This is a genomic window from Candidatus Poriferisocius sp. (assembly GCF_965208355.1).
Taxonomy (GTDB): domain Bacteria; phylum Actinomycetota; class Acidimicrobiia; order Acidimicrobiales; family Bin134; genus Poriferisocius.
Map to the genome: position 1 here is coordinate 112,406 of NZ_CBDBOM010000003.1, position 24,927 is coordinate 137,332.

Here is a 24,927-nt window from a genome sequence, read left to right on the forward strand (position 1 = left end):
TCAAGCCCCGGTGTCGCCCTTTGCACTGAGGGACTCCAGCAATCCGGCCGTTTCGACCAGGGGAGCATCGAGGAGCCCGGCCATCTCCACCAGAGGGGCTTCCAGCAATCCGGCCATCTCAGTCAAGGGGGCTTCCAGCAGACCGAGGATCTCAGCCAGGATTTCGGTCCTGGTCCCGAGCTTGGACAGGGCGCTCACTTCGTCGGCCGATATCACCTGGCCATCGAGCACGCCGCCCTTGATCGACAAGAAACTGGAGTCTTCGGCGTATTTGCACAGCGCGTTGGCCAGCGATACGGCATCGCCGGGAGAGCCGTCGTCACGGGAGCCCACGAAAGCTAGCGCGGTTGGGCCGACGAGGACTTCGTCCAAGTCCAGGTTGAGCTCGCGGGCCGCGAAGCGGGTCAGGGTGTTTTTGTAGACCTTGTAGTCGCCGCCGGCTTCGCGTAGCTGGCGGCGCAAATCGGCCAGGGACGGCACGTCGAGGCCGCGGTAGTCGGTGAAGACCACGGCCTCGGTGGAGGAGATGCGCTCGCGCACCTCGTCAACGACGGCCACTTTCTCGGGGCGGGGATTTTCCATCAGATTGCCGATCCCTCCATGAGAACGAGACTCTCCTTCAAAACAAAAAGGGGGCGCCGCTAAGTGCGAACGCCCCACGTGTTTCGGGAGGGTTCACCTCGTCAGGCCAGTCGACGCCTCGGTCTGTTGCGGACAGAGTGCCGGCCGTTTAAGCGGTGCTAGGCACTGCGCCTGATGTCTGCGGCAAATCGATAAATTGTGAGCGCCAAAAGCTACCAGATCAGTTACTGGCTCCCAAGTCGGCGGGATCCAGCCGAATTCCGGGACCCATGGTGGAAGAGATGGTGACCTTGCGGATATAACGGCCCTTGAGAGCGGCGGGCTTGGCCCGGGTCAGCTCATCCATGACCGCCCGGATGTTGGCCACGAGGGCGTCGGCATCAAAGCTGACCTTGCCCACGGGCACGTGGACGTTCCCCTGGCGGTCGGTGCGAAATTCCACCTTGCCGCTCTTGAACTCGCCCACTGCTCGGGCCACGTCTTCGGTAACCGTGCCGGTCTTCGGGTTGGGCATCAGCCCTCGGGGACCGAGGATCTTTCCGAGCTTTCCCACCACCGGCATCATGTCGGGGGTGGCGATGGCCACGTCGAAGTCCATCTTGCCCCCCTGCACTTGCTCAGCGAGGTCGTCGGCGCCCACCACGTCGGCTCCGGCTTCGCTCGCCAGGGTGGCTGCCTCGCCCTGGGCGAACACGGCCACCCGGACGTCGGTGCCAGTGCCCGAGGGCAAAGAAACCGTTCCCCGGATCATCTGTTCGGCTTTGCGAGGATCGACTCCCAGTCGGGCCGCAAGCTCCAGAGTCTCGTCGAATTTCGCGGCCGACAGGCTCTTCACCAGTTCGACGCCCTCCTGGGCAGTGTGCGGGTGCTGCTTGTCGTAGCGCTGGGCGGAATCGCTGTAACGCTTGCCTTTGTTCGCCATGTCGGCTCCCTCAGTGTTGTGGGCCCGTAGGCCAGTTGGATATGTCTTGTGGGCCCGCCGAGCGAGGTCGTCTCGTCGGGCGGTTGGATATGACTGTTGGTTTGCTGGGCTACTCGACCGTTATCCCCATGCTGCGGGCGGTACCGGCAACCTGAAGCTTGGCCTGCTCGAGGTCGTCGGTGTTGAGATCGGGCATCTTGACCTTGGCGATCTCTGCGCACTGGGCATCGGTGATGGCGCCTACGACTTCTCGGCCTGGCTCCATTGATCCCTTCTCCAGTCCGGCCGCTTCGCGGATGAGGAAGGAGGTGGGAGGGGTCTTGGTGATGAACGAGAACGTCCGGTCTTCGTAGATGGTGATCTCCACCGGGATGATCTGTCCCCGCTTGTCCTCGGTTCTGGCGTTGTAGTCCCGGCAGAAGTCCATGATGGCCACGCCATGGGGACCCAGCGCGGTGCCCACGGGGGGCGCCGGTGTGGCCTGTCCGGCGGGTATTTGGATCTTGATGGTGGTGGCTACCTTTTTTTGAGCCATGACTCTGCCCCTTCTGGCTTGGTCTTCATGCCGCTTGGCGACTTGGGGGAATTCGAATCTTCCTACAATTTCGCCACTTGGGAGAACTCAAGTTCGACTGGCGTCTCTCGGCCGAAGATGTTGACGAGGACCTTCATCTTGAGTTGGTCTTCGTTGATCTCGGCCACCTCGCCGGAGAAATCGGCGAACGGACCCTCTTTGACTCGAATGGTCTCGCCCACTTCGTAGAGCAGGCGGGGCTTGGTGCGGCGGACTGTCTGTTCGCCGTCGGTCTTGACCTGTAGGAAGTTCTCCACGTCTTTGCGCTTCAGGGCCGACGGCTTGCTGCCCCGTCGACCATGTCCCACAAAGCCGGTCACACCGGGGGTGTTGCGGATTACATCCCAGGAGACATCGTTCATCTCGGCTCGAACCAGCAGATAGCCGGGGAACATCTTCTTCTTTGTGGTGACTTTCTTGCCACCCTTGAACTCCACCACGTCTTCCATGGGAATCACGGTCTCGTGGATATGGCTCTCCATGTCCATGGTCTTGCGGCGGGCTTCGATGTTCTGCTGGACCTTGTTCTCATAGCCCGACTGGGTGTGGACCACATACCACTTGCCGGGCATGTCAAAGGGGCTGATGGACTCGGTCTGATCTTCGTCCTTCTCGTAGACCAGCTCTTCGGCATCGATCACCTCGACCGGGTGCTCTGCCATCGCCTTGTCTTCCAGAAGGGCGGCTCCTTCAATGTCGGCGATCTCAACATCGGGCTCGGCGACCGGCCCGGTGGGCAACAATGCCGCGGCGGCCTCGGCGGCATCAACCGGTGGGGCGTCGGCTTCGGCGTCGCCAGCCTTGATGGGGTCAGTCGCTTCGGATTCCGGTTCGGCTGTGTCGGTGGTGGGAAAGAGATCGGTCATCGCGGTTTCGTCTACCTCAGGGTTCATCGATCGAACAATTTCAGGATGGCTTCGCTGAATCCCCAGTCGAGCAGGCCGATGGCGGTAGTGAGCAGCACCAGAACCACCAGCACCACGATGGAGTAGTTGACTACCTCCTCGCGCCGCGGCCACGACACCTTGCGGAGCTCGCCGCGAACCTCGCGCAGGAACTGCGCCGGACCCACCCGCTCTTCCCCGGGCCGAGGCTGATTCCTGGCCTGGCGGCGGTCGCGGACCGGGGTGCCTTCTTCATCGACGAAGCCTTGCCGCTTGGCCATCCTCTTCTGTTGTCTGTTCAGGTCGGTCATGTTGACTCCAGTGCGCCCGGCACTACGGAGACGGGATCGCTTGCGCAGGGCAGGAGGGACTCGAACCCCCAACCGCCGGTTTTGGAGACCGGTGCTCTACCAATTGAGCCACTGCCCTTCGTTCGTTAGGGGCAAGACAAGGCTACCGTGCCGAAGGTAGGCGTCCGCAATACAAAACCGGGGCCGGTTACCGGCGGGCTCGGCGGCGGAAGAAGACGGTAATCACCGCCAGAGTGGTCGCGGCCAAGAAGCGCCGAATGAGCTGGCGGCGGCGGTCGTATTGGTCGAGGCGGGCCATTACCTTCCACACCAGAGTAGGGGGTGCCTCGGTTGGGGAGCGGTGGTCGAAAGACCGGGAGGCGTCGTTGGTCATGAGGCCCCCTCGTCTGGTGCTTCTTGGGCGGTTGGCTCTGTTTGATCTGCGTCCAGCTCTGAAGTGCGCTGAAGCACGGTGCGCAGCCGCTGGCGGGCTCGGTGGAGCCGGACCTTGGCCGCCGAGGTGGTTATGCCCAACTCGGCGGCGATCTCGCTGTGAGAGAGGTCGTGCAGATCCCGCAGCACCACCACTTGGCGAAGCCGATCGGGCAGCGTGCGGATCGCCCGGTCGATGTGATTGCGAAGAACGGCCGCCTCGGCTCGCAGGCTCGGGTCCTGCTCGGGCCGCGAATCGACGATGGGCACTTCGTCGCTCAGCTCCTCGGTGCGCTGGCGGAACCGTCGGCTCAGATGAGTTGATGCGCAGTTGCTGGTGATGCGGTACATCCAGGTGGAGAAGCTGGAGTCGCCCCGAAAGCGGCGTATCGCCCGGTAGGCCCGAACATAGGCGTCTTGAACCACGTCACCGGCGTCGTCGGGATTGCCTGTGAGCCGGTAGGCCAGCGCGTAGATGTCCCGATACGTGGACCGGACCAGCTCGTTGAACGCGTCGCGGTCACCGCGGCGGGCGGCCTCCACCAGAGCGGCATCTTCGGGGACCGACTCACGAGACGTTGCGGGTTCGATGGGGCCAGATTATCTCTGGCCCCCAATGGGGCGCAGATCACACGGTCGCCCGCTGGGCGAGGGGGAGGGTGGTAGCGGCGGCCAGACTCGAACTGGCGACCTCTCGATTATGAGTCGAGCGCTCTTACCGACTGAGCTACGCCGCCCCGGAGCTTCCCAGCGGCTGGATGCCGCGTAGAAGACCCTGAGCCTCCTGAGAGAATCGAACTCTCGACCTTTTCCTTACCATGGAAACGCTCTGCCGACTGAGCTAAGGAGGCGGGCTGGGAACTCTATCCCTATGAGACGCCAATATTGCCACTCTGTGCCTGCGGCGGGAAAGCCAGAATTGGGAGGTGACGGACGGTACGGTGCAGCCCGTGGCCATTCGAGCAGCCCGGCTGGCTGATGCCGAAGGCATCCGTGAGATCTACAACTACGAGGTGTTGAACGGCACCAGCACTTTCGACATCGAACCTCGGTCATTGGCTGCGCAGCAGGCCTGGTTGCAAGATCGCAGCGGCGTTCACGCCGTGCTGGTGGCCACGCCTGACGGAGACGACGACACCGTGATCGGATATGCCTCCCTGTCGCCCTTCCACACCCGACCGGCCTACAACACCACCGTTGAGAACTCGGTGTATGTCCACGTCGACCACCGGGGCGAGGGCGTCGGGGGTGCCCTGTTGGCCGAGATAATCGGACTGGCTCAGAGCCATGGGTTTCACACCGTGATCGCTCGCATTTCAGGGAAGAACGAGGCGTCGGTGGCTGCCCACCGTTCCGCAGGCTTCGAAGTTGTAGGGGTTGAACGCGAAGTAGGCCGCAAATTCGGCCGCTGGCTGGACGTCACCGTGATGCAGCTCATGCTGCGAGATTGGGAGTGATTGGAGTGGGAGGGTTAGTTTCCCGAGGTAGAAACCGACACCCTGGTTCAGCGCGTCTCAAGGCTGGCGAGCCAACGGCGACCTCCTGAACTGCTGTCCCACACCGTGAGTTCTAGTGAGACCCCATCGGAGACGGCACGCAACGAGCACCAGTAGAACCCCTCCCCGTCGGTCTGGCAAGCGTCGGAGTAGCGGGAGGTGGCAGGCTCAGCGGAGAAGTCGATCTCCGTCCAGCCGGATGCCTCGGCCGCGGCTCTCAACGCTGAAGCGGACTGCAACCCGTCGGTTTCCCATGTCAATTTGTGATGCCAATCGCAGAACACCGCCGGATACAGGCACGGCCAGGGGCTGCTAGTAAACGGGCCGCCGTCAACATTTCCCCCGGGATGAGGTACATCCTCCCAGCCGGTTGGCACAACGAAAGTTACGATGGCTTCGCGCTGCCTGTCCATCTTCTTTTCGTTCAGATAGTGCCCGCCGACGTAGAGACCAATCAAAAGCACAACCAGCAGCAGAAACACCATCAGCACCACAACCCAAACCGGCGGACGCCGCAACCACTTGGAACGGCGAGCTTCTGTCGACTGGTCGGTCATCGCTCCACCGAGACTAGAGGACGTCGTCATCTGGTTATCGCGCCCCACCGGTGTGCTCGCCGCTCAACGGCGAGACTCTCGTGGAGCCGGCCAAGATCCACATCTGAAGGATCCTCGGTGCCGGGGTCGAGGGCTTGTTCCAGGATCGATGAGTCTGATTGGCAGCTGATGGCCAAAAGCAGCAAACCAGCCACCAACCCGGCGAGCCTTGGCATCGATATCTGCACAGGCTCCATCAAATCATGGCGATGGGGTGCGGTGGTTGGGGGCGTGGTTTCAGGCGGCAGTCTGGTGTTGGCGGGGTGGAATCTGTAGAGGAGGCGGGTGGATTGTGGGGCTGGGCCGGGGTGGGGGCAGCAGGCGGTGTCGGCCGGTTTCGGCGTCGCGTTCGAGGATGTGGCCGTGTTTGTGGGCCTTGGTGTGGCAGCGGGGGCAGAGCAGTACCAGGTTGTCCATATCGGTGGGCCCGTTGTGGTCCCATGGTTGGATGTGGTGGGCGTCGCAAGCCTGAGGCCTGATCCCGCAGCCCACACAGCCGCGGTCTCGGCGATACAGGGCAAGCTTCTGGGCCTTAGTGACTGCTCTTTGGGCTCTGCCCATGTAGAGGGCCTGCCCGTCAGATCCGAATATCATCGGCACAATCTGTGCTTCGCAAGCTAGGCGGCGGAGTTCGTCGAGCTCGATGGGCGTCCCGTCGATCAACCCGGCGTTCTTGAGCCGGCCCTCGATGGCGTCGTAGTCGGCGGCCACCACCAGCACAGTTTTTTGCGGCCTGATACCGCAATCCGGCGCACCGGCAGAATCCTCGTCGGCGTTTGTGGGCTGTTGGGTGATGAGCGCGACCAGCGCATCAGCATTGCGTTGCTCAAACGTGCGGATCGGGTCGTAGGCGATGTCGTCGCCGAGCATCTTTGTGCTCATAGAACCTAGGGCGATCTTGACTCGCTCGCCGGATTCCTGGTCCAACTCGGCGTGCAACACGACCATGCCGCCGGACCCGTCGAACACCTTGGCGCTGCGCCGGGCCCTTTGGCGCTCGGCGCGACCCATCCCGTTATCGGCGCGACGCTGGTCCTCGCGGGCGACGACTGACTTCTTGAACTCATCGTGGCCCTGCCAGCCACCCAAGTCCAGCAACTCCTGCTGGTCTTGTGCGCTCATAGGTGCCCGCTTGTGAGATTCGGCGACCACCGCGCCTTGGTCGGCGGAAATGTGTCCGTCTTGGACTGCGCCGAGAATCTGCGGCATGGCTGTGAGGCTCTCGGCAGTCTTGGCTAGCCGGCGGGCCTGGTAGGCGCTGATGCCGAATTGGTGGCACACCGTCGCCGCTGCGCCCGGCCCCTCAAGCTCGCCGTAGCGGGCTACCAGCCCGACCAGGTAGCCCTCTGCCCGGCGGCGCAACAGATCAGCCTCGCCCATCAAGCCCAACAGCTCGGACGCGCCAGCCTCGGAATAATCCGGAAACGCAAAGCCCGCAGCAGCACCGTTAGCGCCGCTTGTACTGGGATTCAACGTAAATTCCATAAATGAAATTATACTGACTTCAGTGACACATTCCCGCCTGAAATATGCCTAAAGGACCGAATAAGTTCAATCAGTTCATCGACATCCCAGATCGCCACGCTGGACGAAGATCACGCGTCTGCACGACCAGAGGTGAAGCGCAATTTAGTGTTCCGCAATTGTTGCGTGGGCCGGGGAGGATTTGAACCTCCGAAGGCGAATGCCGACGGGTTTACAGCCCGTTCCCTTTGGCCGCTCGGGCACCGACCCAACGAGGGACAACCCTACCGGCCCACGCGATGGCTCCCCCACTCGAATTCAGGGCACTGGGGTGCGGTAGGTTCGGGCCATGCCGACGTTCGATGTTTCTTCTGAGCTGGACATGCAGGAAGTCCGCAATGCGGTGGACCAGGCGGCTCGGGAGATCCACAGCCGCTACGACTTTAAGAACACCGGTAGCGAAGTGGCGCTGGGTGAAGGGGTCATCACCCTGCGATCGTCCAACGAGGACCGTTTGGCTGCCGCCCGCCAGGTGCTGGAGGAGAAGCTGGTGCGGCGCAAGGTCTCGCTCAAGGGCGTGACCTACGGGCCAGTGGCCGACGCCGCCGGGGGGACGGTTCGCCAAGAGGCGGCGCTGGCTGCGGGCATCTCGGCGGACAAGGCCCGGGAGCTGAACAAGTTCATAAAGAATCTGGGCATGAAGGGGGTCTCCTCGCAGACCCAGGGCGGTCAGCTTCGGGTGAGCGGCAAGAAGCGGGACATGCTCCAAGAGGTGATCGCTGCTCTCAAAGAGGCCGACTTCGCCATCCCCTTGCAGTTCGGGAACTTCCGGGACTGACCGACCCCGGGCGAGGTTGGCGGCTTAGTACGCCTGGGGGACCCACTCACCGGCCCGGAGGCGGCGGATGCGCTCTTCAGCCGGGGGATGGGTGCTGAACAGGCTCCGGAAGTTGGCCCGACCGGTGAGGGGGTTGACGATGTAGTGCGACGCCTGCTCCACCGGTACGTTGACCGGGATGCGCTGGGAGGCGGCGTTCAACTTCTCCAACGCCCGGGCCAGCGGCTCGCCGTCGCCGATGAGCCGGGCCGCGGAGGCGTCGGCCTGGTATTCCCGGGTGCGGCTGATGGCCATCTGGATCAGGCTGGCGGCAATGGGGGCCAAGATTGCGGCGATCAGCACGCCGGCAAGATCGCCCATGCCCCGGTCGCGGCCCCGGCCGCCGAAGAAGATCATTCCCCACACCGCGATGCGCGACGCGAAGGTGATGGCCATGGCGATGGCCGCAGCCACCGATCCGATAAGGATGTCCCGATTGCGGATGTGGGCCAGTTCGTGGGCCAGCACACCCCGGATTTCGTCCCAGGTCAAGTGGTTGATGAGTCCCTCGGTGACGGCCACGGCGGCGTGTTTGGGGTTGCGACCGGTGGCGAAGGCGTTGGGCTGGGGATTGGGACTCACGTACAGCTTGGGCATGGGGATCTGGGCCTTGGCGGTGAGCTCCTCCATGATGGCGTGGTACTGGGGGAGTTGCGCGGAGGTGACTGGCACAGCTCGGGCCGAGGCGATGGCCAGCTTGTCGCTGAACCAGTAGGAACCACCCACCACGATCACCGCGATGACAATCCCGATGGCCAGTCCACCGCTGCCGCCCAACAGCCCGCCGACAGCCACAAACAAGGCCGCCATCAGCACCAGCAGCAGGATTGTTTTGATCGTGTTCATGCTCAGCGTCACCCCAATTTGAAGATCAGATACTGGAGGTCAGGCTATCGGCCGACGGTGATTTTCGCTCGTCAGCGGTCGTAGTAGCCGGAGTAGACGTAGACGCAGGGGACGCCGACGTCGTTGTACATCTCCACGTTGCCGGGGTCGTCTTCGAGGGCGCACAGCAAGTCGAAGCCGTGCTGACGGAGGTTGGCCACTTCGGCGGCCTTGTAGGCCCGGGACCGTTCGCCGCTGTTGGGGGGCCGTAGGATCAGCAGGTCCCAGCGGACTTGGTGGGTCTTGAGCCAGGCCACCGTATCGTCCAGCAGCAACCAGGGGCGGGCAGTAAGCAGCACGACCGTGACGTCGGAGGCCAATGAGTTGACCAAGGCCACCGCCGCCTCCAGCGGGGGGTCGTCAGGGCAGCCGGCGAAGAACTCATCCCAGCGCCGGGCCTGGGCCAGGTGCTGGCGATTGCTGCCGTCGGAGATGACGCCATCCACATCCACGATCACCGCAGGACCCCCGTCGAGGGGGGCTTCCCGCCATGTCCAGTGGGATGGGCCGGCTCGCTGGCTCAATCTTCTTGGGGGGACTCGGCGGCCCGGGTCCGGATCTCGTCAACCACCGACTGGTCGGCCAGGGTGGTGGTGTCGCCCAGGCTGCGGCCCTCGGCCACATCTCGCAGCAGGCGGCGCATGATCTTGCCTGAGCGGGTCTTGGGCAGGTCGGGAACCAGCACCACGGTCTTGGGCCGGGCGATGGGGCCCAGCTTGGTGGCCACGTGCTGGCGGACCTCCTCGCCCAGCTCGTCGGTGGCGTCGTGGCTGCCCCGCAATATGACGTAGCCGATAATGGCCTGGCCGGTGGTGTCGTCGGCCGCTCCCACCACGGCGGCCTCGGCCACCGCGGCGTGGTCCACCAGCGCCGACTCCACCTCGGTGGTCGAGATGCGGTGGCCAGAGATGTTCATTACATCGTCCACCCGGCCTAGCAGCCACAGGTAGCCGTCGTCGTCGACCTTGGCCCCGTCGCCCGCGAAGTACCGGCCCTCGAATCGACTCCAGTAGGTCTCCCGGTAGCGCTCGGGGTCACCCCAGATGCCCCGCAGCATCGACGGCCACGGGCGGGTGATGGTGAGGTAGCCGCCGCCCCGCTCTACCGGGCGGCCGTCGTCGTCCACCAGCTCGGCGAACACTCCGGGAATGGGGTGGGTGGCCGATCCCGGTTTGGTGGTGGTGATCCCGGGCAGCGGGGAGATCATGTGGCCGCCGGTCTCGGTCTGCCACCAGGTGTCCACGATGGGGCAGCTGCTGCCGCCGATGTGGGTGTGGTACCACATCCACGCTTCGGGGTTGATGGGCTCGCCCACCGTGCCCAACACCCGCAGGCTGGACAGGTCGTGCTTGGCCGGCTCCTGGGCGCCCCACTTCATGAAGGTTCGTATGGCGGTGGGGGCGGTGTAGAGCTGGGTGACGCCGTAGCGCTCCACGATGTCCCACAGCCGGTCTCGGCCGGGGGTGTCGGGGGTGCCCTCGTAGATCACCGAGGTGGCCCCGTTGGCCAGCGGGCCGTACACGATGTAGCTGTGGCCGGTGACCCAGCCGATGTCGGCCGCGCACCAATAGATGTCGGTGTCGGGTTTCAGGTCGAAAACGTACTTGTGGGTGAAGGCCACCTGGGTGAGGTACCCGCCGGTGGTGTGCATGATGCCTTTGGGCTTGGCGGTGGTGCCCGACGTGTAGAGAAGGTAGAGGAGGGCTTCAGAGTCCATTGGCTCAGGCGGGCAATCGACCGAAGCATCGGCCATGAGGTCGTGCCACCACAGGTCTCGACCCTCGGCCATATCGACGTCGGTGTCGCAGCGATTGACCACCACCACGTGCTCCACCGAGGCCGCCCCTTGGCTGAGGGCGGTGTCCACGTTGGGCTTCAAGAGGGAGGGAGCCCCGCGGCGGTAGCCGGCGTCGGCGGTGATGATGAGCCGGGCCTCGGCGTCTTCGCAGCGGTCGACGATGGCGTCGGGGAAGAAGCCGCCGAAGATCACCGAGTGGGCCACCCCGATGCGGGTGCAGGCCAGCATGGCCACCGGCAGCTCGGGGATCATCGGCATGTAGATGGCCACCCTGTCGCCCGCGCCTAGGCCCAGGCCCTTGAGCACGTTGGCGAACTTGGACACCTCGGTGAGCAGTTCGGTGTAGGTGATGGTGAGGGTGTCGCCCGGCTCGCCCTCCCAGTGGAAGGCAATCTTGTCGCCCTTGCCCGCCTCGACGTGGCGGTCGAGGCAGTTATACGACACGTTGAGGGCGCCGCCAATGAACCAGCGGGCAAAGGGGAGGTCCCACTCCAGGGGGGTGTGGAAATCGGTGTCCCAGCTCAGCAGATCCCGGGCTTGCCGAGCCCAGAATGACTCATAGTCGGCGTCGGCCTCGTCGTAGAGCGAGCGGTCGCTGGCCAGGGCAGCAGCGGCGAAATCGGCGGCCGGGGCGAAAGTGCGGTCCTCGACGTAATAGTCCTCGATGGTGGCTTCAGCCATGGGTCGGTCCTTTCCGGTGTTCTCGCGGGACAGCGCGGCGAGCCTACATTCTGTCGTTTCCGAGTGGTCCGTCTGCGAATTGGTCAGGGCGTCCTGCTAGGCATCGACGCCCCTCGCGGCGTTGCTCCTCCTTGCCGTACGCTCCGGGTATGGCTGCGTCGGTGCGCCTTGCGAGGAACGCCGCTGCCGTCGCAATCCGCGCCAGCCAATTCGCAGACGGACCACTAGAGGATATGGTCATCTAGTGGCGTTCCAATGGGCTGGGAGTTGATCGGCGGTCATGGACATCAGAGTCGCCACATTGTGTGATTTCGCCCAGGTGCGGGAGGGGCTGCTGTTTGTGAGCTCGGCGGGCATTACCCGGGTATACCGGGAGTCGTTTCCCGCGCCTATTGGGGTAATGCTGGCGCTGGTGCTGGAGATGTCGCCGGTGGAAGCGGCCAACGCCAACAAGATCAAGGTGCGGGTTGAGGACGCAGACGGGAAGAAGCTGGCCGAGATGGTGGGCGAGGTCCAGGTGAAGCTGGGATCGGGCCATGATCCGGGCGAACTGGTCAACGTGCCCTTCGTGGCCGATTTTCGGGCTATGAAACTCCCCTCACCGGGCCGGTACCAGGTGGCCATTCACCCGGAGGTGGACGGGGCCAACCCTGTGGCTCTGGGGTTCCGGGCTGCGGTCCGCAACAAGACTTGATTCATCTCACTCCGGGGCGGGTATATCCCATTCGGCCACGGTAAAACCGCCCAGTCCGGCCGGGTCGAGCAGGGCATCGGCTTCGATGGCCCGGCTGCGCCCAGCCAGCGCAGCGAGGTCGCCCTTGGCGGCCCCGGAACGCCAGGCGGCATTGCCCTCGGCCACCAGTTCATCGATGCCGTGGGCCTTGAGCCAAGCAGCTTGATTGACAACCCGATCGGGAGGGCGAACGACAGAGAGCTGGTCGAGTGCCACTTCGCAGGTGATGTCCTGGGTGCCGGGGGCAGACCACGGGTCATCGCCCCGCTCATGGCCCCGATAGGTCCGCAGCCACTCGGGCCAGGGCCGAGCAGCCATCTCCTCCGTGTTGCTCATATAGTCGATGACCACCACGGTGCCCCGCTCCAAGACGGATAAGGCTTGGGCCAGCCAAGCACAGGCCTGGTCTTGACGGGGTGTCAACCGGGTCTCAGGGCTGGGGGGGCGGTCGGCCACCTCCTCATCGTTGGGGGCGAAAAGCCGCAGTGGCAGGTTGTCCAGCAGTTCGTTGGCCACGATCACCCCGACGAGGGGGCCTTCGGGCATCTCGGGACAGGAGATTCCGATGGTGTGGGCAGTCCGTCCTGCCGCGCTGCGCTCTACGTTGATCCATCGCAGAGCCGGTGTGCAGCCAGGCTCTGCCTTGGCCACGGTGCGGGCCAAGGTGCCCGGTCCGGCGCCAGCGTCGATCACGGTGAAGGGATCGGGTTGGCCCAACTCCTCCCAGCGCCGGTCCAGCATCCGGCCTACCACCGCACCAAACAGCGGTCCGACTTCAGGGCTGGTGATGAAGTGGCCGCCTCGGCGCCCAGCCTGCCCCGACTCGTAGAACCCATGCTCAGGGTCATACAGCGCCCGTTCCATGAACTCGGCGAAACCGGTCATGTCACTTGGCGACATTTGTCATGGCTCACGGCAAACCCCACGGTTCCAGTATGGCGATGCAGTCGGCTGGGAACCTCAGCAGTGCGCCGCATTTGTGTTCTCAATACACTGTGGCCACCGAACGAGAGGAACCGCGAGATTTAGCGGTATCCGGTACTGGAGGCACCATGACTGAGACCCCGATGAGCCGGCCCGGCGAGGTTGCCGGTTGGCCGAAGCTGACCGTCGAGTACCGGACTGATCCGGCGGGCATTGAGCAAATACTCCCGCCGGGGCTCACTGCGGGCGATCCGATCGTCACCGTGGGCGTGTACTGCGTACCAGTTCTGGGCGAGCCGGAGTACGGCGTGAGTGTCAAGGTTCCAGCTAGTTGGCAGGGCGTGAGCGGCCAATACAGCCTGGGTCTGGGCATTGATCAGGAGGCCGCAATCTTCATCAGCGGCGAGACCAACGGCCAGCCCAAGTATCCATGCGACATCCGCTTCTATCGTCTGGGCAACCGGGTGGAGGCACGGACGATTCACCAGGGCTACACGTTCATCGAATTCGAGGGCGACGTAACCGGAGCGATGGAACCAAGAGCCGGCGAGTACACCGAGCACGAGTGGTGGACCAAGTACTCCCGGGCCATCGGCGGCGCGGAGAAGGAGTATGACTTCCCGCCCCACGTTGTGGATGTGGCCACCACCTTCGAACAGGTTCACGTTGAGGACATCGACGGTGAGCTGCGGTTGCTGGACAGCCCCTGGGATCCCGTGGCCCGTTATTTCCCCATCGTCGAGCAGCTCTCGGCGCAGCTGGTGACCAACCGGATGATCGACCGGCAGATCACCAATGCCGGTCCCCTGGACCCCGATGCGTTTTGGCCGAGCGCCGACGTGATCAGCGGCTCCCGCTGGCCCGGCACCCGGGGCGGCCCTCGCAAGCCCTAGCGACTGGCTAGAACGACAAGCCGACGAGCCGCTCGCTGAGGTCCCACAGAGCGGCCTCGGTGGGCGGGTTGTATATGTGGGGGGCGTACCCGATTTCGCCTGTCCCCGGTTCGGCCACGTTGCAGTCGGCTAGATATTTGCCGTTCTGGTCAACGAGTTCCGGTGTAGTTGCCGCCCAAACCTGGGTGGCGGCGCCGGACTCCAGCGTCTTGTATTGAAGCCCCTGGCCTGAGGATGAACTCGCTTTGGCTCGTTGCCTCATGCCTTCGATCATCTCTTTGGTCATGTGCCGGCCGAGCTTGGTGGGTATCGCGCCAGGGTGAACCGAGAGCGAGAGCAATTCATCGCCGAAGCGTCGAGCCAACTCGGCGGCGAAGTGGATGTTGGCGGTCTTGGACCGGCCGTAGGCCACCCAGGGGTCATAGGGGGTGTGCTCGAAGTGGGGGTCGTCGAGGTCCACGTCGGAGATGCGGTGGCCGCCGGAGGAGAGGGTGACCACCCGGGCATTCTCGGCTTGGCGCAAGAGCGGCATCAGTCGGGCGGTCAAGGCGAAGTGGCCCAAGTGGTTGGTGCCGAATTGCATCTCAAAGCCGTCGGTGGTTCGGCCGAACGGACAGCACATCACCCCGGCGTTGTTGATCAGTACGTCGATGCGGTCGAACTGGTCGGCGGCTTCGGCGGCGAAGCCCTCCACGCTGGCCAAGTCAGAGAGATCGAGTTGGTGCATCGACAGGTCAGCGTCGGGCACTGTTGAGCGAATGCGCTCGGCGGCCTCGAGATTGGCTTGGGCGTTTCGGGCCAGCATCGCTATTCGGGCCCCGCGAGCAGCCAGCACCCGGGCTGACTCTTCTCCCAGCCCGCTGGTGGTGCCGGTGATCATGAAGACCTGCCCCGACAGGTCGAGCCCGTCAACGACCTCTTCGGCGGTGGACTCTCGACTGAACGAACTCATGCTGCGGCCTCCTCGTCGACATCGGGAAGATAGTTCGCCGAGAGGAAGGCTGCCGATCAGTCCTCGAGGTCTTCGATGCTGCGGGGCCAGTCGTCCTTGAGGAGGCGGGACAGGGAGCGGTCGGCCAGCACCCGGCCGTCGGTCTGGCACTGGGGGCAGTAGTTGACTTCGTTGTCGGCGTAGACGATCCGCTGAACGGGAACCTCGCACGCCGGGCAGGGCTGGTTGTACTTGCCGTGGACGGCCATTTCGTCGTGGAAGGCAGTGACCTTGTCGGGGAAGCCGTCGCCCACCGCTTGACGTTGGTGGTCGGTCCAGTCGACCAGCGTGGTTCGGGTCGCCTTGAAGAGGCGGGCAATGTCGTCGTCATCGAGGTTGCCGGTGCGCTGTACCGGGGACAGCCCGGCGTGGAACAGGATCTCGTCGCTATAGGCGTTTCCGATGCCGCTGAAGGCAGTGGGGTCGCACAGAGCCCGCTTGAGCGTGCGGTTGCGAGAAGTCAGGGCATCGCGGAAACCGCCCTCGTCCACCTCAAGTGGTTCCACCCCGCCCCGGTCGTGCTGCTCAGCCAGGGCGTCAGCACCCTGGACTAGCCACAGCGATGCCCGCTTGCGCTTGCTTGCTTCGGTGAGCACCAGGGTGCCGTGATCGAAGTCGAATGCAGCCAGGCCGATCTTCCCCGGTGGTTTGGCTCCAGTCTGGTCCCGCCACCGCAGCCGTCCTGCCACCATGAGGTGGATCACCATGAACAGATCGTTGGGCCCGTCCAATTCCAGCACCAGGCGCTTGCCCAGCCGACGGGTACCCACGACGACCCGACCCTCGGCCGCGTTGATTGGCGGGTCGAACGACTTGAGCAAGCTGATGCCGACCACTCGGATCTTGCGCAGTTCCCGACCCAACACAAACCGGTCCAACGCCTCTAAGTAGACCACCACGTCAGGCAGCTCAGGCACCTCAGCAAACTAGTGGCAGAGAGAAATTGCCGCGTCAGTAGGGCAGGGCGATGAGGGTGCCGTCGGTGAAGTGGGTGATGACGGCGGGGTAGATGCCGAACAGAAGGGTGGCGGCGGCAGTGAGGCCGAGAGCGGCCACCAGCGAGGGGGGTACCCGCAGAGACGTGGTGTTGGCTTCTTCGGGGGTGTCCTCGAACCACATCATGCGGGCCACCTTGGCGTAGTAGAAGAGCGCGATCACCGAGTTCACTGCGGCGATGGCGGCCAGGGAGTAGCCCCAGCCGGTGTCAGCCTCCACCACGGCCCGGAACACGGCGAACTTGGCGAACCAGCCGCCCAGTGGGGGAATGCCGGCCAAGGAGAACAGGAAGACCGTCATGAGTATGGTCATGCCAGGGGCGTATTTGAACAGCCCGGCGTAAGAGCGGATGTCACCGGAAGCGGTACGGCGGGCCACGGCGATGATCACCGCGAAGGCCCCCAGGTTCATGGCGGCGTAGATCAGGACATAGGTGATCACCGCAGCCACCGCGGGCTGGGCATCTTCAGTGGTGATGTCACCGGCCACGGCCAGGGGAGCCAGCATGAAGCCGGCCTGCGACACCCCGGAGTAGGCCATGAGGCGCACAATGTTCTCCTGGCGCAGGGCGATGAGATTTCCAGCGGTCATCGAGCCCACAGCCAGAATCCACAACAGCGGCTGATAGATGTCTTGAGCATCGGGGAATCCGACGTGTACCAACTGCATGAGGGCCACGAACCCGGCTGCTTTGGAGGCCACGGCCAAGAAGGCGGTCACCGGGGTGGGCGCTCCCTCGTAGGTGTCGGGGGCCCAGGTGTGGAACGGGAAACCCGACACCTTGAAGGCGAACCCGACGATCACGAAGATGATGCCCAGGATCACAACCGGGTTGGATCCCTCTTCGGCCACCGCGGTTGAGATCGCGGCCAAGCGGGTGTCGCCGGCTAGCCCGAAAAGCAGCGACATGCCGTACAGCATGATGGCCGAGGCGAACACCCCCATCAGGTAGTACTTGAGCCCAGCCTCGTTGCTCCTGGGGTCGGCCTTTCGCCATGCGGCCATCAGGTAGGCAGGGATGGACAGCAGTTCCAGGGCCACGAAGATGGTGACCAGATCCCGGGCCGAGGCCATCAGCACCATGCCCATCACCGACGCTAGGAGCAGGCCGTAGTACTCGTTTTCCCAGTAGTCGCCCTCGGCGATGTAGTTGGTGGACAACAGCACCACGATGTAGGCGACCACGATGAACATGGCCTTCAATATGAGGGCGAAATCGTCCACCACAAAGGCGCCGCCGAACATCTCCCGGGTGTCGCCGGCCGCGGCCAAGGTCACGATGGGAATCAACGCAACCAGCAGCCCTATGCCCGCTAGCGCCGAGGTGTAGGCCCGACCCCGCTCCAACAGCACGATGTCGAGCAGGGTGACCACAGCGCCCACTCCCAGCAGGGTGAGTTCGGGCGCGACGGCGTGCCAGTCGATGTCAGGTCGGACGAAACCGACGATCGAAGGCAGGGACGAGAGCATCGGTGCTAGCTACTTCCCGGCCGCGGCGTCGAAGCAGGTCTGGCCTTCACTGAGGCCAGGACAGTTTCTAATTGACTCGATCACCGCGGGGTCGGTGGCTCCGAATAGCAGGTGGGGATATACGCCCAGCACCAAGATGAGGATGAGCAAGGGGGCCCAGGCCAGATACTCGGAGACCGTGGCGTCATGCACATGGGGGTCGTTGGCGAACTCCTCTCGGGGTGTTCCGAACGCCGTCTTCTGAAGCATCCAAAGCAGGTAGCCGGCGGCCAGCACCGTGCCTAGCGCCGCGATGATCATGTACGACCGGAAGGTCTCCTCGGCCAGCACCTCGGCGGGGTTGTAGGAGGCCAAGATGGCGGGGAACTCGCCCCAGAATCCGGCCAGACCGGGCAGCCCCAATGAGGCCATGGCACAGAACCCGAGGATCCAGCCCATGCGGGGAGCCTGCACCAGCAGCCCGCCCAGCCGGGACATGTCCAGGGTGTGATAGCGCTCTTTCACTGAGCCGGCCAGGAAGAACAGCATCCCGGTGATGAGCCCGTGGGCCACCATGCCGAACACCGCGGCGTTGATGCCGAATTCGGTGAGGGTGGCGATGCCCAGCATCACGAAACCCATATGGGCCACCGAGGAGAACGCCACCAGCCGTTTCAGGTCGCGCTGGGCCAGACAACCCAAAGCGCCGTAGATGATGCCGATCACCGCCAGCAGCCCGATGAACGGGGCCCACTCGGTGGCTCCTTCAGGCAGGATGGGGATGGCGATGCGGACAAATCCGTAGGTACCCAGCTTCAAAAGCACCGCGGCCAGGATCACCGAGCCCACCGTGGGGGCCTCGGTGTGGGCGTCGGGCAGCCAGGTGTGGAACGGGAACATGGGCACCTTGATGCCGAATCCCAGGAACATGCCGCCGAACACCCAGACCTGCGACGACTTGGCAATGCCAGCGGCCGCTTCGGGCAGCTTCTGCATATCGAAGGTGCGGGTCAGCTCGCCGGCCACCATTACCGGGTCGGCCAAGAAGTACAGGGCCAGGAAGCTCACCAGCATCAGCGCCGAGCCGAACAGGGTGAACAAGAAGAACTTGATGGCGGCGTAGCGCCGGTTTTCACCGCCCCACACCCCGATCATGAAGTACATGGGCAGCAGCACGACTTCGAAGAACACGAAGAACAGGATCAGGTCTTGGGCGGCGAAGGTTCCGATCATCCCGGTCTCCAGGATGAGGAGCAGCATCAAAAAGGCCTTGGGGTTGTGCGGCTCCGGGAAGTGGTTCCAGGAATAGATCACGCACAGGGGCACGATCAGCATGGTGAGCAGCATCAGCGGCAGTGAGATGCCGTCTACCCCCATGATGTAGCGGGAGTCGATGACGTCGATCCAGCCCTTGTCCACCACAAAGTTGAGGGCTCCGTAGTTGTCGTTGTCGATGAACTGGATCAACAGCAACAAGCCGAAGACGGCCACCGCCACGGTGGTGGCCAAGGCGATCAGCTTGTGCAGATGCTCTCGGTCCTTGGGAATGAGCAGCATGACGGCCGCGCCGATGATCGGCAGGAACGTCGGGATACTGAGCCCCCAGTCGTTGAGAAACTCACCCATGTCTACGTGTGCTCCCTCTCAGCCACCGCTTTGGCGTCGGTGGAATCGATATTTCACCCATGTGTACGTGTGCTCCCTAGATGACGATGATGAAGATCCCGGCCAGGATGGTGGCGGCGGCGAACATGATGGCGGCGTACTGCTGCACCTTGCCGGTTTGGATGCGACGCAGCTCCTCCCCCGAGCTGTCGGAGATTTTGCCGGTGGCGTTGACGATGCCGTCCACCACCAACTGGTCCACCTTGTGGTAGACGATGTTCCCGGCCTGCACCGAACGGATGCCGGCCTCGTTGACCACCCGGTCGATGACGTTCTGGTTGGTCCAGTAAGCGGCGCGGGCCAGCGGCCCTTTGACGAAGCCGACGATCACGGTGGTGTACAGCCAGTCGAGGTAGTACTTGTTGACCAGGATCCGGTGGCCGAGTCGGGCCACCGCCGATCTCGAAGTGGGGCCGTCGGGCAACTCGGTGGCCACGGGGCTCACCGCCCGAACCTTGACGAAGTAGTAGTAGTAAGCGGCGCCGATGCCGACGAGGGCCACGATCACCGACGCGATGGCCAGCGTCCACGACGGGGTGGCGTGGGCGATGGACGGGAAGTAGCTCACCCCCACGGGCTCCACCCACTGGAGGAACTTCTCCTCCCATGACGCTGGAACGAGCTGGAAGCCGGCCGGGAGATTGATGAACCCGGCCACCACGGCCAAACCGCCCAGGATCCACAGCGGCACGGTGATCCGGGGGCCGGACTCGTGGGGGGTGCCGTGGCCCCGGAACTCGCCGAAGAACGTGAGGTACACCACCCGGGTCATGTAGGCCCCGGTGAGGGCGGCGGTAATCATGCCCATGGCCAGCATCACGGTGTAGGCGCCGTTGCCCCCGGTGCCGCCGAACAGGCCCCAGCCGCCGGTGCCCACCAGGATCTCGTCCTTGGACCAAAAGCCCGACAGGATGGGCAAACCGGCCAGCGCCACCGTGCCGATCATGAACGTTCGGTAGGTGTGGGGCATGGCCTTGCGCAGCCCGCCCATGTCTTTCTTCATGTCGAAGGAGTGGACGGCGTGGCTGACCGAGCCCGAGCCCAGGAACAGGCAGGCCTTGAAGAAGGCGTGGGTGAACAGGTGGAACAGGGCTGCCGTCCACGCGCCCACGCCCAGCGCCATCACCATGTAGCCCAGCTGGGAGACGGTGGAGTAGGCCAGCACCCGCTTGATGTCGTTCTGGACGAAGGCCAGGGTGGCCCCCACCAGCGTGGTCAGCCCGCCTATCAGGGCCAGCGTGTTGATGCTGGAGCCGCCGATGGCGAAGCCCTCGAAGAACACGCCGTAGAGCCGGGCCACCATGAAGATGCCGGCCACCACCATGGTGGCGGCGTGAATGAGGGCCGAAACGGGGGTGGGCCCGGCCATGGCGTCGGGCAGCCAGGTGTGGAGGAAGAACTGCCCCGACTTGGACATGACCGCAGCGGTCAAACACAGGGCGGCGGCCAGAGTGACCGTGTGGCTCATGCTGCCGTTGATGGCGGCCTCGTTCACCCCGATCACGTCGAACGTGCCCGCGCCAAAGAACAGGATGGACACCCCGATGATGATGCCCATGTCGCCCACCCGGTTGGTGAAGAAGGCCTTGAGGGCGGCGTCGGAGTTGTCCTTCTCTTCCCACCAGTGGCCAATGAGCACGAAGGAGCAGACGCCGACCAGCTCCCAGCCCACCAGCATCTGGATGGTGGTGGAGGCGGTGACGAAGAAGAGCATCGACGCGGTGAACAGGCTCAGGAATGCGAAGAAGTGGGTGTAGCGGCGGTCGCCGGCCACGTAGTCGGTGGAGTAGATGTGCACCAGCAGCGACACCACGGTGACTACGAAGATCATCATCACGGCCAAGCCGTCGATCATGATGCCTGCGCCGATGGCCTCGGCCCCGTTGGTGAGCCAGGTGATTGATCGGGTGAGCGCGCTCACCCCGCCAGAGGCTTCACCTTCGGCCGCGGCCAGCCCGCCCGCTCCCAGGGCGTATTCGCCCTCGGCGCTCCCGCCGTCGGCCCCCTCCACCTTGCTGATCCATTGGATGGCGGTGAGCAGACCGAAGACGAAGGAGGCCCCAACGGCGGCGATGCCGATCTCAGAGCCCCCTCGGGGGAAGCGCTTGCCGAACAGCAGGATCAGCAGGAACGACACCGCGGGGAACAGCCAGATCAGCCAGGCGTTCTCCAGGAACCAGCCCGAAGCGGCGACGGCCTTGCCCGCAGTCTCGGCGGCGGCGATGTTCGCGCTCAGCACCGGCCCATCACCCCTTCATCAGATCGACTTGGTCCAAGTCGATGGATCGCCGGTTCCGGTACAAGAGCAACACGATGGCCAAGCCGATTCCCACCTCGGCGGCGGCCACGGTGATCACGAACAGGGCGAATATTTGACCCATGACCGTGTCGTGGAACGCCCCGAAGGCGATCAGGTTGATGTTCACCGCGTTGAGGATGAGCTCGATGGACATGAGCACCAACACGCCATTGCGGCGGGCCAACACTCCGTAGACCCCGATGCAGAACAACACCGCGCCCAGAAGGAGCATCTCGTTGAGAAGCATCAGCCGCCCTCCTCTCGGCGGGCGATCACGATGGCGCCGATGAGGGCGGCCAAAAGCAGCACCGATACCGCTTCGAAGGGCACGATGTACTGGGAGAACAGCTCGTCGGAGACCTGCGCGGTGGTCTGCGGGGATAGGCCGTCGGGCAGCTTGGCATCCAGCTTCACATCTTCGAAGCGGTCCACCAGCGCGCCGATCATCACAGCCACCAGCAAAAGCGCGGTCAATATGGCGGGGAACTTGCGCTTGTGGTCGGTTTCCTCGTCCTGGTCGAAGTCTGACCGGGTGAGCATGATGCCGAACAAAAACAGCACGATCACCGCGCCGATGTAGATGAGCACCTGGGTGATTCCGGTGAACTCGGCGCCTACCAACAGGAACAGGGCGGCGACACCGGCCAGCACGATCACCAAGTAGAGGGCGGCGTGGACGATGTCGCGGGTGGTCACCACCCGCAGGGCGGAGGCCACCATCACCGCGGCGATGATCCCGAAGGCAACGTGCTCGGCGATCACCGGGGAACCTTAAGCACCTTCTGCTCGGATCCGGCCTCGTAGGGCTCGAAGTCGGGAACGGTATCCATCCACTCGCTGAGACGCTCCTTGTCGTGGAGCAAGTCGGCGATACGGGGCTCGGAGTACTCGTATTCGGGGGTCCAGAACAGGGCCTCGAACGGGCACACCTCCACGCAGATGCCGCAGTACATGCACAGGGCGTAATCGATGTCGAAGCGGTCGAGCGCGTTCTTCTGGCGGGGCTTGCCGCCCTCCCGGCGGGGCGGGGCCAGGTACTTGTGGCCCTCGATGTAGATGCACCAGTCGGGGCACTCACGAGCGCAGAGCATGCAGGCGGTGCAATTCTCCTCGTGTAGGGCGATCACCCCTCGGGCCCGGTCGGTGGGCATTTCCTTGACATGGGGGTATTGCACGGTGTGGGAGTGCTTGGAGGGGGCAGGGGCCACCGGGAGGCCGTCGCCGAACAGGGTGCGGAACATGGTGCGGGCGGTGACCTTGAGTCCGGTGATCAATCCTGGTACCAGTGCCATGGCAAACTCCTACAAAACAACCTTGAAAATACCGGTGACAACGATGTTGACCAGCGACAGCGGAATCAGGAATTTCCACGCGAGGCGCTGAAGCTGGTCCTCTCTCAGGCGGGGATAGGTGAAGCGGAACCAGAAGATCAGCGCCGACACGGCGAGGACCTTCACCAGCATGATGACCGGTCCTGCGATATTGAACCCCCAGTGGGTGATGTCGCCCCAGGGAAGGGCCCAGCCGCCGAGGAACAAGACCACAGCCAGCGCGGCGAAGGCGAAGGCGGTACCGAACTCGCCCATGAAGAAGAACAAGAACCGGAAGCCGGTGTACTCCACCTGGTAGCCGCCCACGATCTCCGACTCGGCCACCGGCATATCGAAGGGGGGCTGTGTAGTCTCGGCCTGAACCGCCACCAAGAAGATGAAGAAGCCCACAAACTGGGTGAGGATGAACGGGTTGCCGATACCGCCCCATCCGAAGATCTCCCCGTGGGCCTGGGCGGCGACGATCTTTTGCAGGTCGAGGGTGCCAGCCTGGATCACCACTCCCATCACCGCCAGCACCAGCGGCAGTTCGTAGGCGATGAGCTGTCCGGCGGCCCGCAATCCCCCCATGAGGGCGTACTTGTTGGCCGAGGCCCAGCCGGCCATCAAGATGCCCACCACCGACAGCGACGACACCGCCAGGGCGTAGAAGATGCCCACGTCCAACTGGGCCACCACCGCGTCGGGGCCGGTGGGGATCACCACGTAGATCAAGAAGGTGGAGACCAGCACCACTAGAGGGGCCAGGGCGAACACCGTCCGGTCGGCTTTGGCCGGGAAGATGTCCTCTTTCTGGATGAACTTCAACCCGTCGGCCAGCAGTTGCAGGGTGCCGTAGGGGCCGGCTTCCATGGGGCCGAGCCGGCTCTGCATGAAGCTCATCATCTTCAGCAAGAACACATAGCCCAGCACCAGCGCGGCGGTGGGGACGACTAGGGCGACGACGCCCAACTTGATGATGGCCGACGCCCAGTAGGGCACCTCCACGGCCAGCAGGCCCGAAATCACGGTGGCCGAACTCACCGGTCGATGTCTCCCAAGATGAAGTACAAGCTGGCCAGAATCGTGATTATGTCGGGCACGTACACGCCCTTTAGCAACCAAGGCGTGATGGAGATGTTGGAGAAGCTGGCTGAGCGGATCTTGACCCGGAACGGCACTAGGTCGCCCTTGCTCACGATGTAGTAGCCCATCTCGCCTAGCGGATTCTCGGTGGCGGCGTAGGCCTCGCCCGCGGGCACCTTGATGATGCGGGGCACCTTGGCCATGATCGGCCCCGAGGGGAGCCCGTCCAGAAGCTGATCCACGATGTGGGTGGCCTCTCGGGTCTCCTGGAGCCTCACCCAGTAGCGGGCGAATGAGTCGCCGTCGGGATGGGTCCACACCTTCCAGTCGACCTGGTCGTAGGCCAGAGCCTCATGGCCGTCTCGGCGCAGATCCCAGTCAACTCCGCTGGCCCGGATGTTGGCGCCTGAGAGCCCGTAGGAGAGTCCGACTGCGGGAGGCACGATGCCGATTCCCCGGCTGCGGGCCTGGAAGATCTCGTTGCCCAACACCAGTTCCTCGAACTCGTCGCAGAAATCGCGGATCTTCTCCATGGCCTGCTTGGTGTCGTCGATCCAGCCCTGGGGCAGGTCGTCTTTGATGCCTCCGATGCGGTCGAAGTTGGGATGGAAGCGCCCGCCGGTGACCGCCTCAATCTGGTTGAGCACGAACTCCCGATCGCGGAAAGCCATGAACACCGGAGTGAGGGCACCAAGCTGCACGGCCATGTCGCCCAAGAACAGGGTGATGTTGGCGATCCGGCTCAGCTCGAACAGCGCAGTGCGGATCCACTGGGCCCGGGGCGGCGCCTCGACCTCCATGAGCTTCTCGGCCGCCAGGATGAACGGCACCTCGTTGGCGAAGCTCCCCAGCCAGTCGATGCGGTTGATGAGGGTGGTGACCTGGGGATAGGTGCGCACCTCGGCCAGCTTCTCGTAGCCCCGGTGCATGTAGCCCATGATCGGCTCGGCTTCCACCACCTGCTCACCGTCGAGACGGGCCACCAGTCTTAGCGTTCCGTGGGTGGCCGGGTGCTGGGGCCCGATGTTGAGGGTCATGCCCTCGGTCTCGATCTCCACGTTCAGCCGGGCATCGGCCGCCTGGGTGGCGACGTAGGCCAT

The 24,927-nt window shown here is 64.0% G+C and carries 27 protein-coding genes and 4 tRNA genes; 4 read left to right on the forward strand and 27 right to left on the reverse strand.

Annotated features, from left to right (window positions below; translation table 11 throughout):
* The 10 genes from rplJ to ACOGXH_RS01830 all read right to left on the reverse strand — a co-directional run bounded on the left by rplJ (nucleotide 1) and on the right by ACOGXH_RS01830 (nucleotide 4,535).
* Nucleotides 1-582 (reverse strand): 50S ribosomal protein L10, encoded by a 582-nt coding sequence (gene rplJ / locus ACOGXH_RS01785; protein ID WP_419927404.1) that lies wholly within the window; start codon nucleotides 580-582, stop codon nucleotides 1-3.
* A 220-nt stretch (nucleotides 583-802) separates the two neighbouring features.
* Nucleotides 803-1,504: a 50S ribosomal protein L1 gene (gene rplA / locus ACOGXH_RS01790; protein ID WP_419927405.1), complete on the reverse strand. Its 702-nt coding sequence runs from the start codon at nucleotides 1,502-1,504 to the stop codon at nucleotides 803-805.
* 109 nt (nucleotides 1,505-1,613) lie between these two features.
* A complete protein-coding gene (gene rplK / locus ACOGXH_RS01795) occupies nucleotides 1,614-2,039 on the reverse strand; it encodes a 50S ribosomal protein L11 (protein WP_419927406.1) in 426 nt (141 codons plus the stop codon).
* A gap of 62 nt (nucleotides 2,040-2,101) precedes the next feature.
* The gene (gene nusG / locus ACOGXH_RS01800) at nucleotides 2,102-2,971 is read right to left on the reverse strand and encodes a transcription termination/antitermination protein NusG (protein ID WP_419927407.1); all 870 of its coding nucleotides are present in this window, start codon (nucleotides 2,969-2,971) and stop codon (nucleotides 2,102-2,104) included.
* Complete coding sequence (gene secE / locus ACOGXH_RS01805) at nucleotides 2,968-3,243, reverse strand: preprotein translocase subunit SecE (RefSeq protein ID WP_419927408.1); 276 nt, start codon at nucleotides 3,241-3,243, stop codon at nucleotides 2,968-2,970. The genes nusG and secE overlap by 4 nt, the downstream gene beginning before the upstream one ends.
* 75 nt (nucleotides 3,244-3,318) lie before the next feature.
* A tRNA-Trp gene (locus tag ACOGXH_RS01810) sits at nucleotides 3,319-3,391 on the reverse strand.
* 69 nt (nucleotides 3,392-3,460) lie between these two features.
* Nucleotides 3,461-3,646, reverse strand: a complete 186-nt coding sequence (locus ACOGXH_RS01815; RefSeq protein WP_419927409.1) for a hypothetical protein — start codon at nucleotides 3,644-3,646, stop codon at nucleotides 3,461-3,463.
* Nucleotides 3,643-4,227 carry an RNA polymerase sigma factor gene (locus tag ACOGXH_RS01820; protein ID WP_419927410.1) on the reverse strand — a complete coding sequence of 195 codons (585 nt, stop codon included), beginning with the start codon at nucleotides 4,225-4,227 and terminating at the stop codon, nucleotides 3,643-3,645. The genes ACOGXH_RS01815 and ACOGXH_RS01820 overlap by 4 nt, the downstream gene beginning before the upstream one ends.
* A 117-nt stretch (nucleotides 4,228-4,344) precedes the next feature.
* Nucleotides 4,345-4,421 (reverse strand) — tRNA-Met (locus tag ACOGXH_RS01825).
* Nucleotides 4,422-4,462: 41 nt separating this feature from the next.
* Nucleotides 4,463-4,535 (reverse strand) — tRNA-Thr (locus ACOGXH_RS01830).
* Between the two features lie 99 nt (nucleotides 4,536-4,634).
* Here ACOGXH_RS01830 and ACOGXH_RS01835 point away from each other — a divergent pair.
* Nucleotides 4,635-5,141 (forward strand): N-acetyltransferase family protein, encoded by a 507-nt coding sequence (locus ACOGXH_RS01835; RefSeq protein ID WP_419927411.1) that lies wholly within the window; start codon nucleotides 4,635-4,637, stop codon nucleotides 5,139-5,141.
* A 47-nt stretch (nucleotides 5,142-5,188) separates the two neighbouring features.
* On the opposite strand, the gene ACOGXH_RS01840 is transcribed toward ACOGXH_RS01835, so the two are convergent.
* The 3 genes from ACOGXH_RS01840 to ACOGXH_RS01850 form a co-directional block, all read right to left on the reverse strand.
* Entirely contained in the window at nucleotides 5,189-5,737 is a 549-nt protein-coding gene (locus ACOGXH_RS01840) for a hypothetical protein (RefSeq protein ID WP_419927412.1), read from the reverse strand.
* 276 nt (nucleotides 5,738-6,013) lie between these two features.
* The gene (locus ACOGXH_RS01845; protein WP_419927413.1) at nucleotides 6,014-7,261 is read right to left on the reverse strand and encodes a DUF222 domain-containing protein; all 1,248 of its coding nucleotides are present in this window, start codon (nucleotides 7,259-7,261) and stop codon (nucleotides 6,014-6,016) included.
* Between the two features lie 166 nt (nucleotides 7,262-7,427).
* Nucleotides 7,428-7,510, reverse strand: a tRNA-Tyr gene (locus ACOGXH_RS01850).
* Between the two features lie 79 nt (nucleotides 7,511-7,589).
* Here ACOGXH_RS01850 and ACOGXH_RS01855 point away from each other — a divergent pair.
* Nucleotides 7,590-8,078 carry a YajQ family cyclic di-GMP-binding protein gene (locus ACOGXH_RS01855; protein ID WP_419927414.1) on the forward strand — a complete coding sequence of 163 codons (489 nt, stop codon included), beginning with the start codon at nucleotides 7,590-7,592 and terminating at the stop codon, nucleotides 8,076-8,078.
* Between the two features lie 24 nt (nucleotides 8,079-8,102).
* On the opposite strand, the gene ACOGXH_RS01860 is transcribed toward ACOGXH_RS01855, so the two are convergent.
* The 3 genes from ACOGXH_RS01860 to acs form a co-directional block, all read right to left on the reverse strand.
* Nucleotides 8,103-8,963 (reverse strand): M48 family metalloprotease, encoded by an 861-nt coding sequence (locus ACOGXH_RS01860; protein WP_419927415.1) that lies wholly within the window; start codon nucleotides 8,961-8,963, stop codon nucleotides 8,103-8,105.
* 71 nt (nucleotides 8,964-9,034) lie between these two features.
* On the reverse strand, nucleotides 9,035-9,526 hold the full coding sequence (locus ACOGXH_RS01865; RefSeq protein ID WP_419927416.1) for a hypothetical protein: 492 nt from the start codon (nucleotides 9,524-9,526) through the stop codon (nucleotides 9,035-9,037).
* Entirely contained in the window at nucleotides 9,523-11,481 is a 1,959-nt protein-coding gene (gene acs, locus ACOGXH_RS01870; RefSeq protein WP_419927417.1) for an acetate--CoA ligase, read from the reverse strand. The genes ACOGXH_RS01865 and acs overlap by 4 nt, the downstream gene beginning before the upstream one ends.
* A 280-nt stretch (nucleotides 11,482-11,761) precedes the next feature.
* Between acs and ACOGXH_RS01875 the strand changes: the two genes are divergently transcribed.
* Nucleotides 11,762-12,175 carry a DUF6941 family protein gene (locus tag ACOGXH_RS01875; RefSeq protein ID WP_419927418.1) on the forward strand — a complete coding sequence of 138 codons (414 nt, stop codon included), beginning with the start codon at nucleotides 11,762-11,764 and terminating at the stop codon, nucleotides 12,173-12,175.
* Nucleotides 12,176-12,181: 6 nt separating this feature from the next.
* Here ACOGXH_RS01875 and ACOGXH_RS01880 read toward each other — a convergent pair whose 3' ends face one another.
* Nucleotides 12,182-13,114: an SAM-dependent methyltransferase gene (locus ACOGXH_RS01880; protein ID WP_419927419.1), complete on the reverse strand. Its 933-nt coding sequence runs from the start codon at nucleotides 13,112-13,114 to the stop codon at nucleotides 12,182-12,184.
* 152 nt (nucleotides 13,115-13,266) lie between these two features.
* On the opposite strand from ACOGXH_RS01880, the gene ACOGXH_RS01885 reads away from it, so the two are divergent.
* Nucleotides 13,267-14,031 carry an acetoacetate decarboxylase family protein gene (locus ACOGXH_RS01885; RefSeq protein WP_419927420.1) on the forward strand — a complete coding sequence of 255 codons (765 nt, stop codon included), beginning with the start codon at nucleotides 13,267-13,269 and terminating at the stop codon, nucleotides 14,029-14,031.
* A 7-nt stretch (nucleotides 14,032-14,038) separates the two neighbouring features.
* Here the strand turns inward: ACOGXH_RS01885 and ACOGXH_RS01890 are convergent, their stop codons facing one another.
* The 10 genes from ACOGXH_RS01890 to ACOGXH_RS01935 form a co-directional block, all read right to left on the reverse strand.
* On the reverse strand, nucleotides 14,039-14,983 hold the full coding sequence (locus ACOGXH_RS01890) for an SDR family NAD(P)-dependent oxidoreductase (RefSeq protein WP_419927421.1): 945 nt from the start codon (nucleotides 14,981-14,983) through the stop codon (nucleotides 14,039-14,041).
* Between the two features lie 56 nt (nucleotides 14,984-15,039).
* Nucleotides 15,040-15,939: an Fpg/Nei family DNA glycosylase gene (locus ACOGXH_RS01895; RefSeq protein WP_419927422.1), complete on the reverse strand. Its 900-nt coding sequence runs from the start codon at nucleotides 15,937-15,939 to the stop codon at nucleotides 15,040-15,042.
* A 34-nt stretch (nucleotides 15,940-15,973) separates the two neighbouring features.
* Nucleotides 15,974-17,488, reverse strand: a complete 1,515-nt coding sequence (locus ACOGXH_RS01900; protein ID WP_419927423.1) for an NADH-quinone oxidoreductase subunit N — start codon at nucleotides 17,486-17,488, stop codon at nucleotides 15,974-15,976.
* A 9-nt stretch (nucleotides 17,489-17,497) separates the two neighbouring features.
* Nucleotides 17,498-19,093, reverse strand: coding sequence for a complex I subunit 4 family protein (locus tag ACOGXH_RS01905; protein ID WP_419927424.1), 1,596 nt, complete (start codon nucleotides 19,091-19,093; stop codon nucleotides 17,498-17,500).
* Nucleotides 19,094-19,169: 76 nt separating this feature from the next.
* Nucleotides 19,170-21,371 carry an NADH-quinone oxidoreductase subunit L gene (locus ACOGXH_RS01910; RefSeq protein ID WP_419927425.1) on the reverse strand — a complete coding sequence of 734 codons (2,202 nt, stop codon included), beginning with the start codon at nucleotides 21,369-21,371 and terminating at the stop codon, nucleotides 19,170-19,172.
* A gap of 7 nt (nucleotides 21,372-21,378) precedes the next feature.
* Nucleotides 21,379-21,678, reverse strand: a complete 300-nt coding sequence (gene nuoK / locus ACOGXH_RS01915) for an NADH-quinone oxidoreductase subunit NuoK (protein ID WP_419849656.1) — start codon at nucleotides 21,676-21,678, stop codon at nucleotides 21,379-21,381.
* Complete coding sequence (locus ACOGXH_RS01920) at nucleotides 21,678-22,193, reverse strand: NADH-quinone oxidoreductase subunit J (RefSeq protein ID WP_419927426.1); 516 nt, start codon at nucleotides 22,191-22,193, stop codon at nucleotides 21,678-21,680. Before ACOGXH_RS01920 ends, nuoK begins: the two co-directional genes overlap by 1 nt.
* The gene (locus ACOGXH_RS01925) at nucleotides 22,190-22,723 is read right to left on the reverse strand and encodes a NuoI/complex I 23 kDa subunit family protein (protein WP_419927427.1); all 534 of its coding nucleotides are present in this window, start codon (nucleotides 22,721-22,723) and stop codon (nucleotides 22,190-22,192) included. The genes ACOGXH_RS01920 and ACOGXH_RS01925 overlap by 4 nt, the downstream gene beginning before the upstream one ends.
* A 9-nt stretch (nucleotides 22,724-22,732) precedes the next feature.
* Nucleotides 22,733-23,743, reverse strand: a complete 1,011-nt coding sequence (gene nuoH, locus ACOGXH_RS01930) for an NADH-quinone oxidoreductase subunit NuoH (RefSeq protein WP_419930308.1) — start codon at nucleotides 23,741-23,743, stop codon at nucleotides 22,733-22,735.
* A 38-nt stretch (nucleotides 23,744-23,781) separates the two neighbouring features.
* Nucleotides 23,782-24,927, reverse strand: a complete 1,146-nt coding sequence (locus ACOGXH_RS01935) for an NADH-quinone oxidoreductase subunit D (protein ID WP_419930309.1) — start codon at nucleotides 24,925-24,927, stop codon at nucleotides 23,782-23,784.

Bases quoted from the DNA above. Each gene is read 5' to 3' on its own strand.
- ACOGXH_RS01860 (WP_419927415.1), bottom strand. From the start codon at position 8,963: ATGAACACGATCAAAACAATCCTGCTGCTGGTGCTGATGGCGGCCTTG.
- ACOGXH_RS01815 (WP_419927409.1), bottom strand. From the start codon at position 3,646: ATGACCAACGACGCCTCCCGGTCTTTCGACCACCGCTCCCCAACCGAG.
- ACOGXH_RS01880 (WP_419927419.1), bottom strand. From the start codon at position 13,114: ATGTCGCCAAGTGACATGACCGGTTTCGCCGAGTTCATGGAACGGGCG.
- ACOGXH_RS01935 (WP_419930309.1), bottom strand. From the start codon at position 24,927: ATGGCCTACGTCGCCACCCAGGCGGCCGATGCCCGGCTGAACGTGGAG.
- nusG (WP_419927407.1), bottom strand. From the start codon at position 2,971: ATGAACCCTGAGGTAGACGAAACCGCGATGACCGATCTCTTTCCCACC.
- ACOGXH_RS01875 (WP_419927418.1), top strand. From the start codon at position 11,762: ATGGACATCAGAGTCGCCACATTGTGTGATTTCGCCCAGGTGCGGGAG.
- acs (WP_419927417.1), bottom strand. From the start codon at position 11,481: ATGGCTGAAGCCACCATCGAGGACTATTACGTCGAGGACCGCACTTTC.
- ACOGXH_RS01845 (WP_419927413.1), bottom strand. From the start codon at position 7,261: ATGGAATTTACGTTGAATCCCAGTACAAGCGGCGCTAACGGTGCTGCT.
- ACOGXH_RS01885 (WP_419927420.1), top strand. From the start codon at position 13,267: ATGACTGAGACCCCGATGAGCCGGCCCGGCGAGGTTGCCGGTTGGCCG.
- ACOGXH_RS01840 (WP_419927412.1), bottom strand. From the start codon at position 5,737: ATGACCGACCAGTCGACAGAAGCTCGCCGTTCCAAGTGGTTGCGGCGT.
- ACOGXH_RS01855 (WP_419927414.1), top strand. From the start codon at position 7,590: ATGCCGACGTTCGATGTTTCTTCTGAGCTGGACATGCAGGAAGTCCGC.
- ACOGXH_RS01925 (WP_419927427.1), bottom strand. From the start codon at position 22,723: ATGGCACTGGTACCAGGATTGATCACCGGACTCAAGGTCACCGCCCGC.
- rplJ (WP_419927404.1), bottom strand. From the start codon at position 582: ATGGAAAATCCCCGCCCCGAGAAAGTGGCCGTCGTTGACGAGGTGCGC.
- ACOGXH_RS01900 (WP_419927423.1), bottom strand. From the start codon at position 17,488: ATGCTCTCGTCCCTGCCTTCGATCGTCGGTTTCGTCCGACCTGACATC.
- ACOGXH_RS01905 (WP_419927424.1), bottom strand. From the start codon at position 19,093: ATGGGTGAGTTTCTCAACGACTGGGGGCTCAGTATCCCGACGTTCCTG.
- ACOGXH_RS01890 (WP_419927421.1), bottom strand. From the start codon at position 14,983: ATGAGTTCGTTCAGTCGAGAGTCCACCGCCGAAGAGGTCGTTGACGGG.
- secE (WP_419927408.1), bottom strand. From the start codon at position 3,243: ATGGCCAAGCGGCAAGGCTTCGTCGATGAAGAAGGCACCCCGGTCCGC.
- rplK (WP_419927406.1), bottom strand. From the start codon at position 2,039: ATGGCTCAAAAAAAGGTAGCCACCACCATCAAGATCCAAATACCCGCC.
- rplA (WP_419927405.1), bottom strand. From the start codon at position 1,504: ATGGCGAACAAAGGCAAGCGTTACAGCGATTCCGCCCAGCGCTACGAC.
- nuoK (WP_419849656.1), bottom strand. From the start codon at position 21,678: ATGCTTCTCAACGAGATGCTCCTTCTGGGCGCGGTGTTGTTCTGCATC.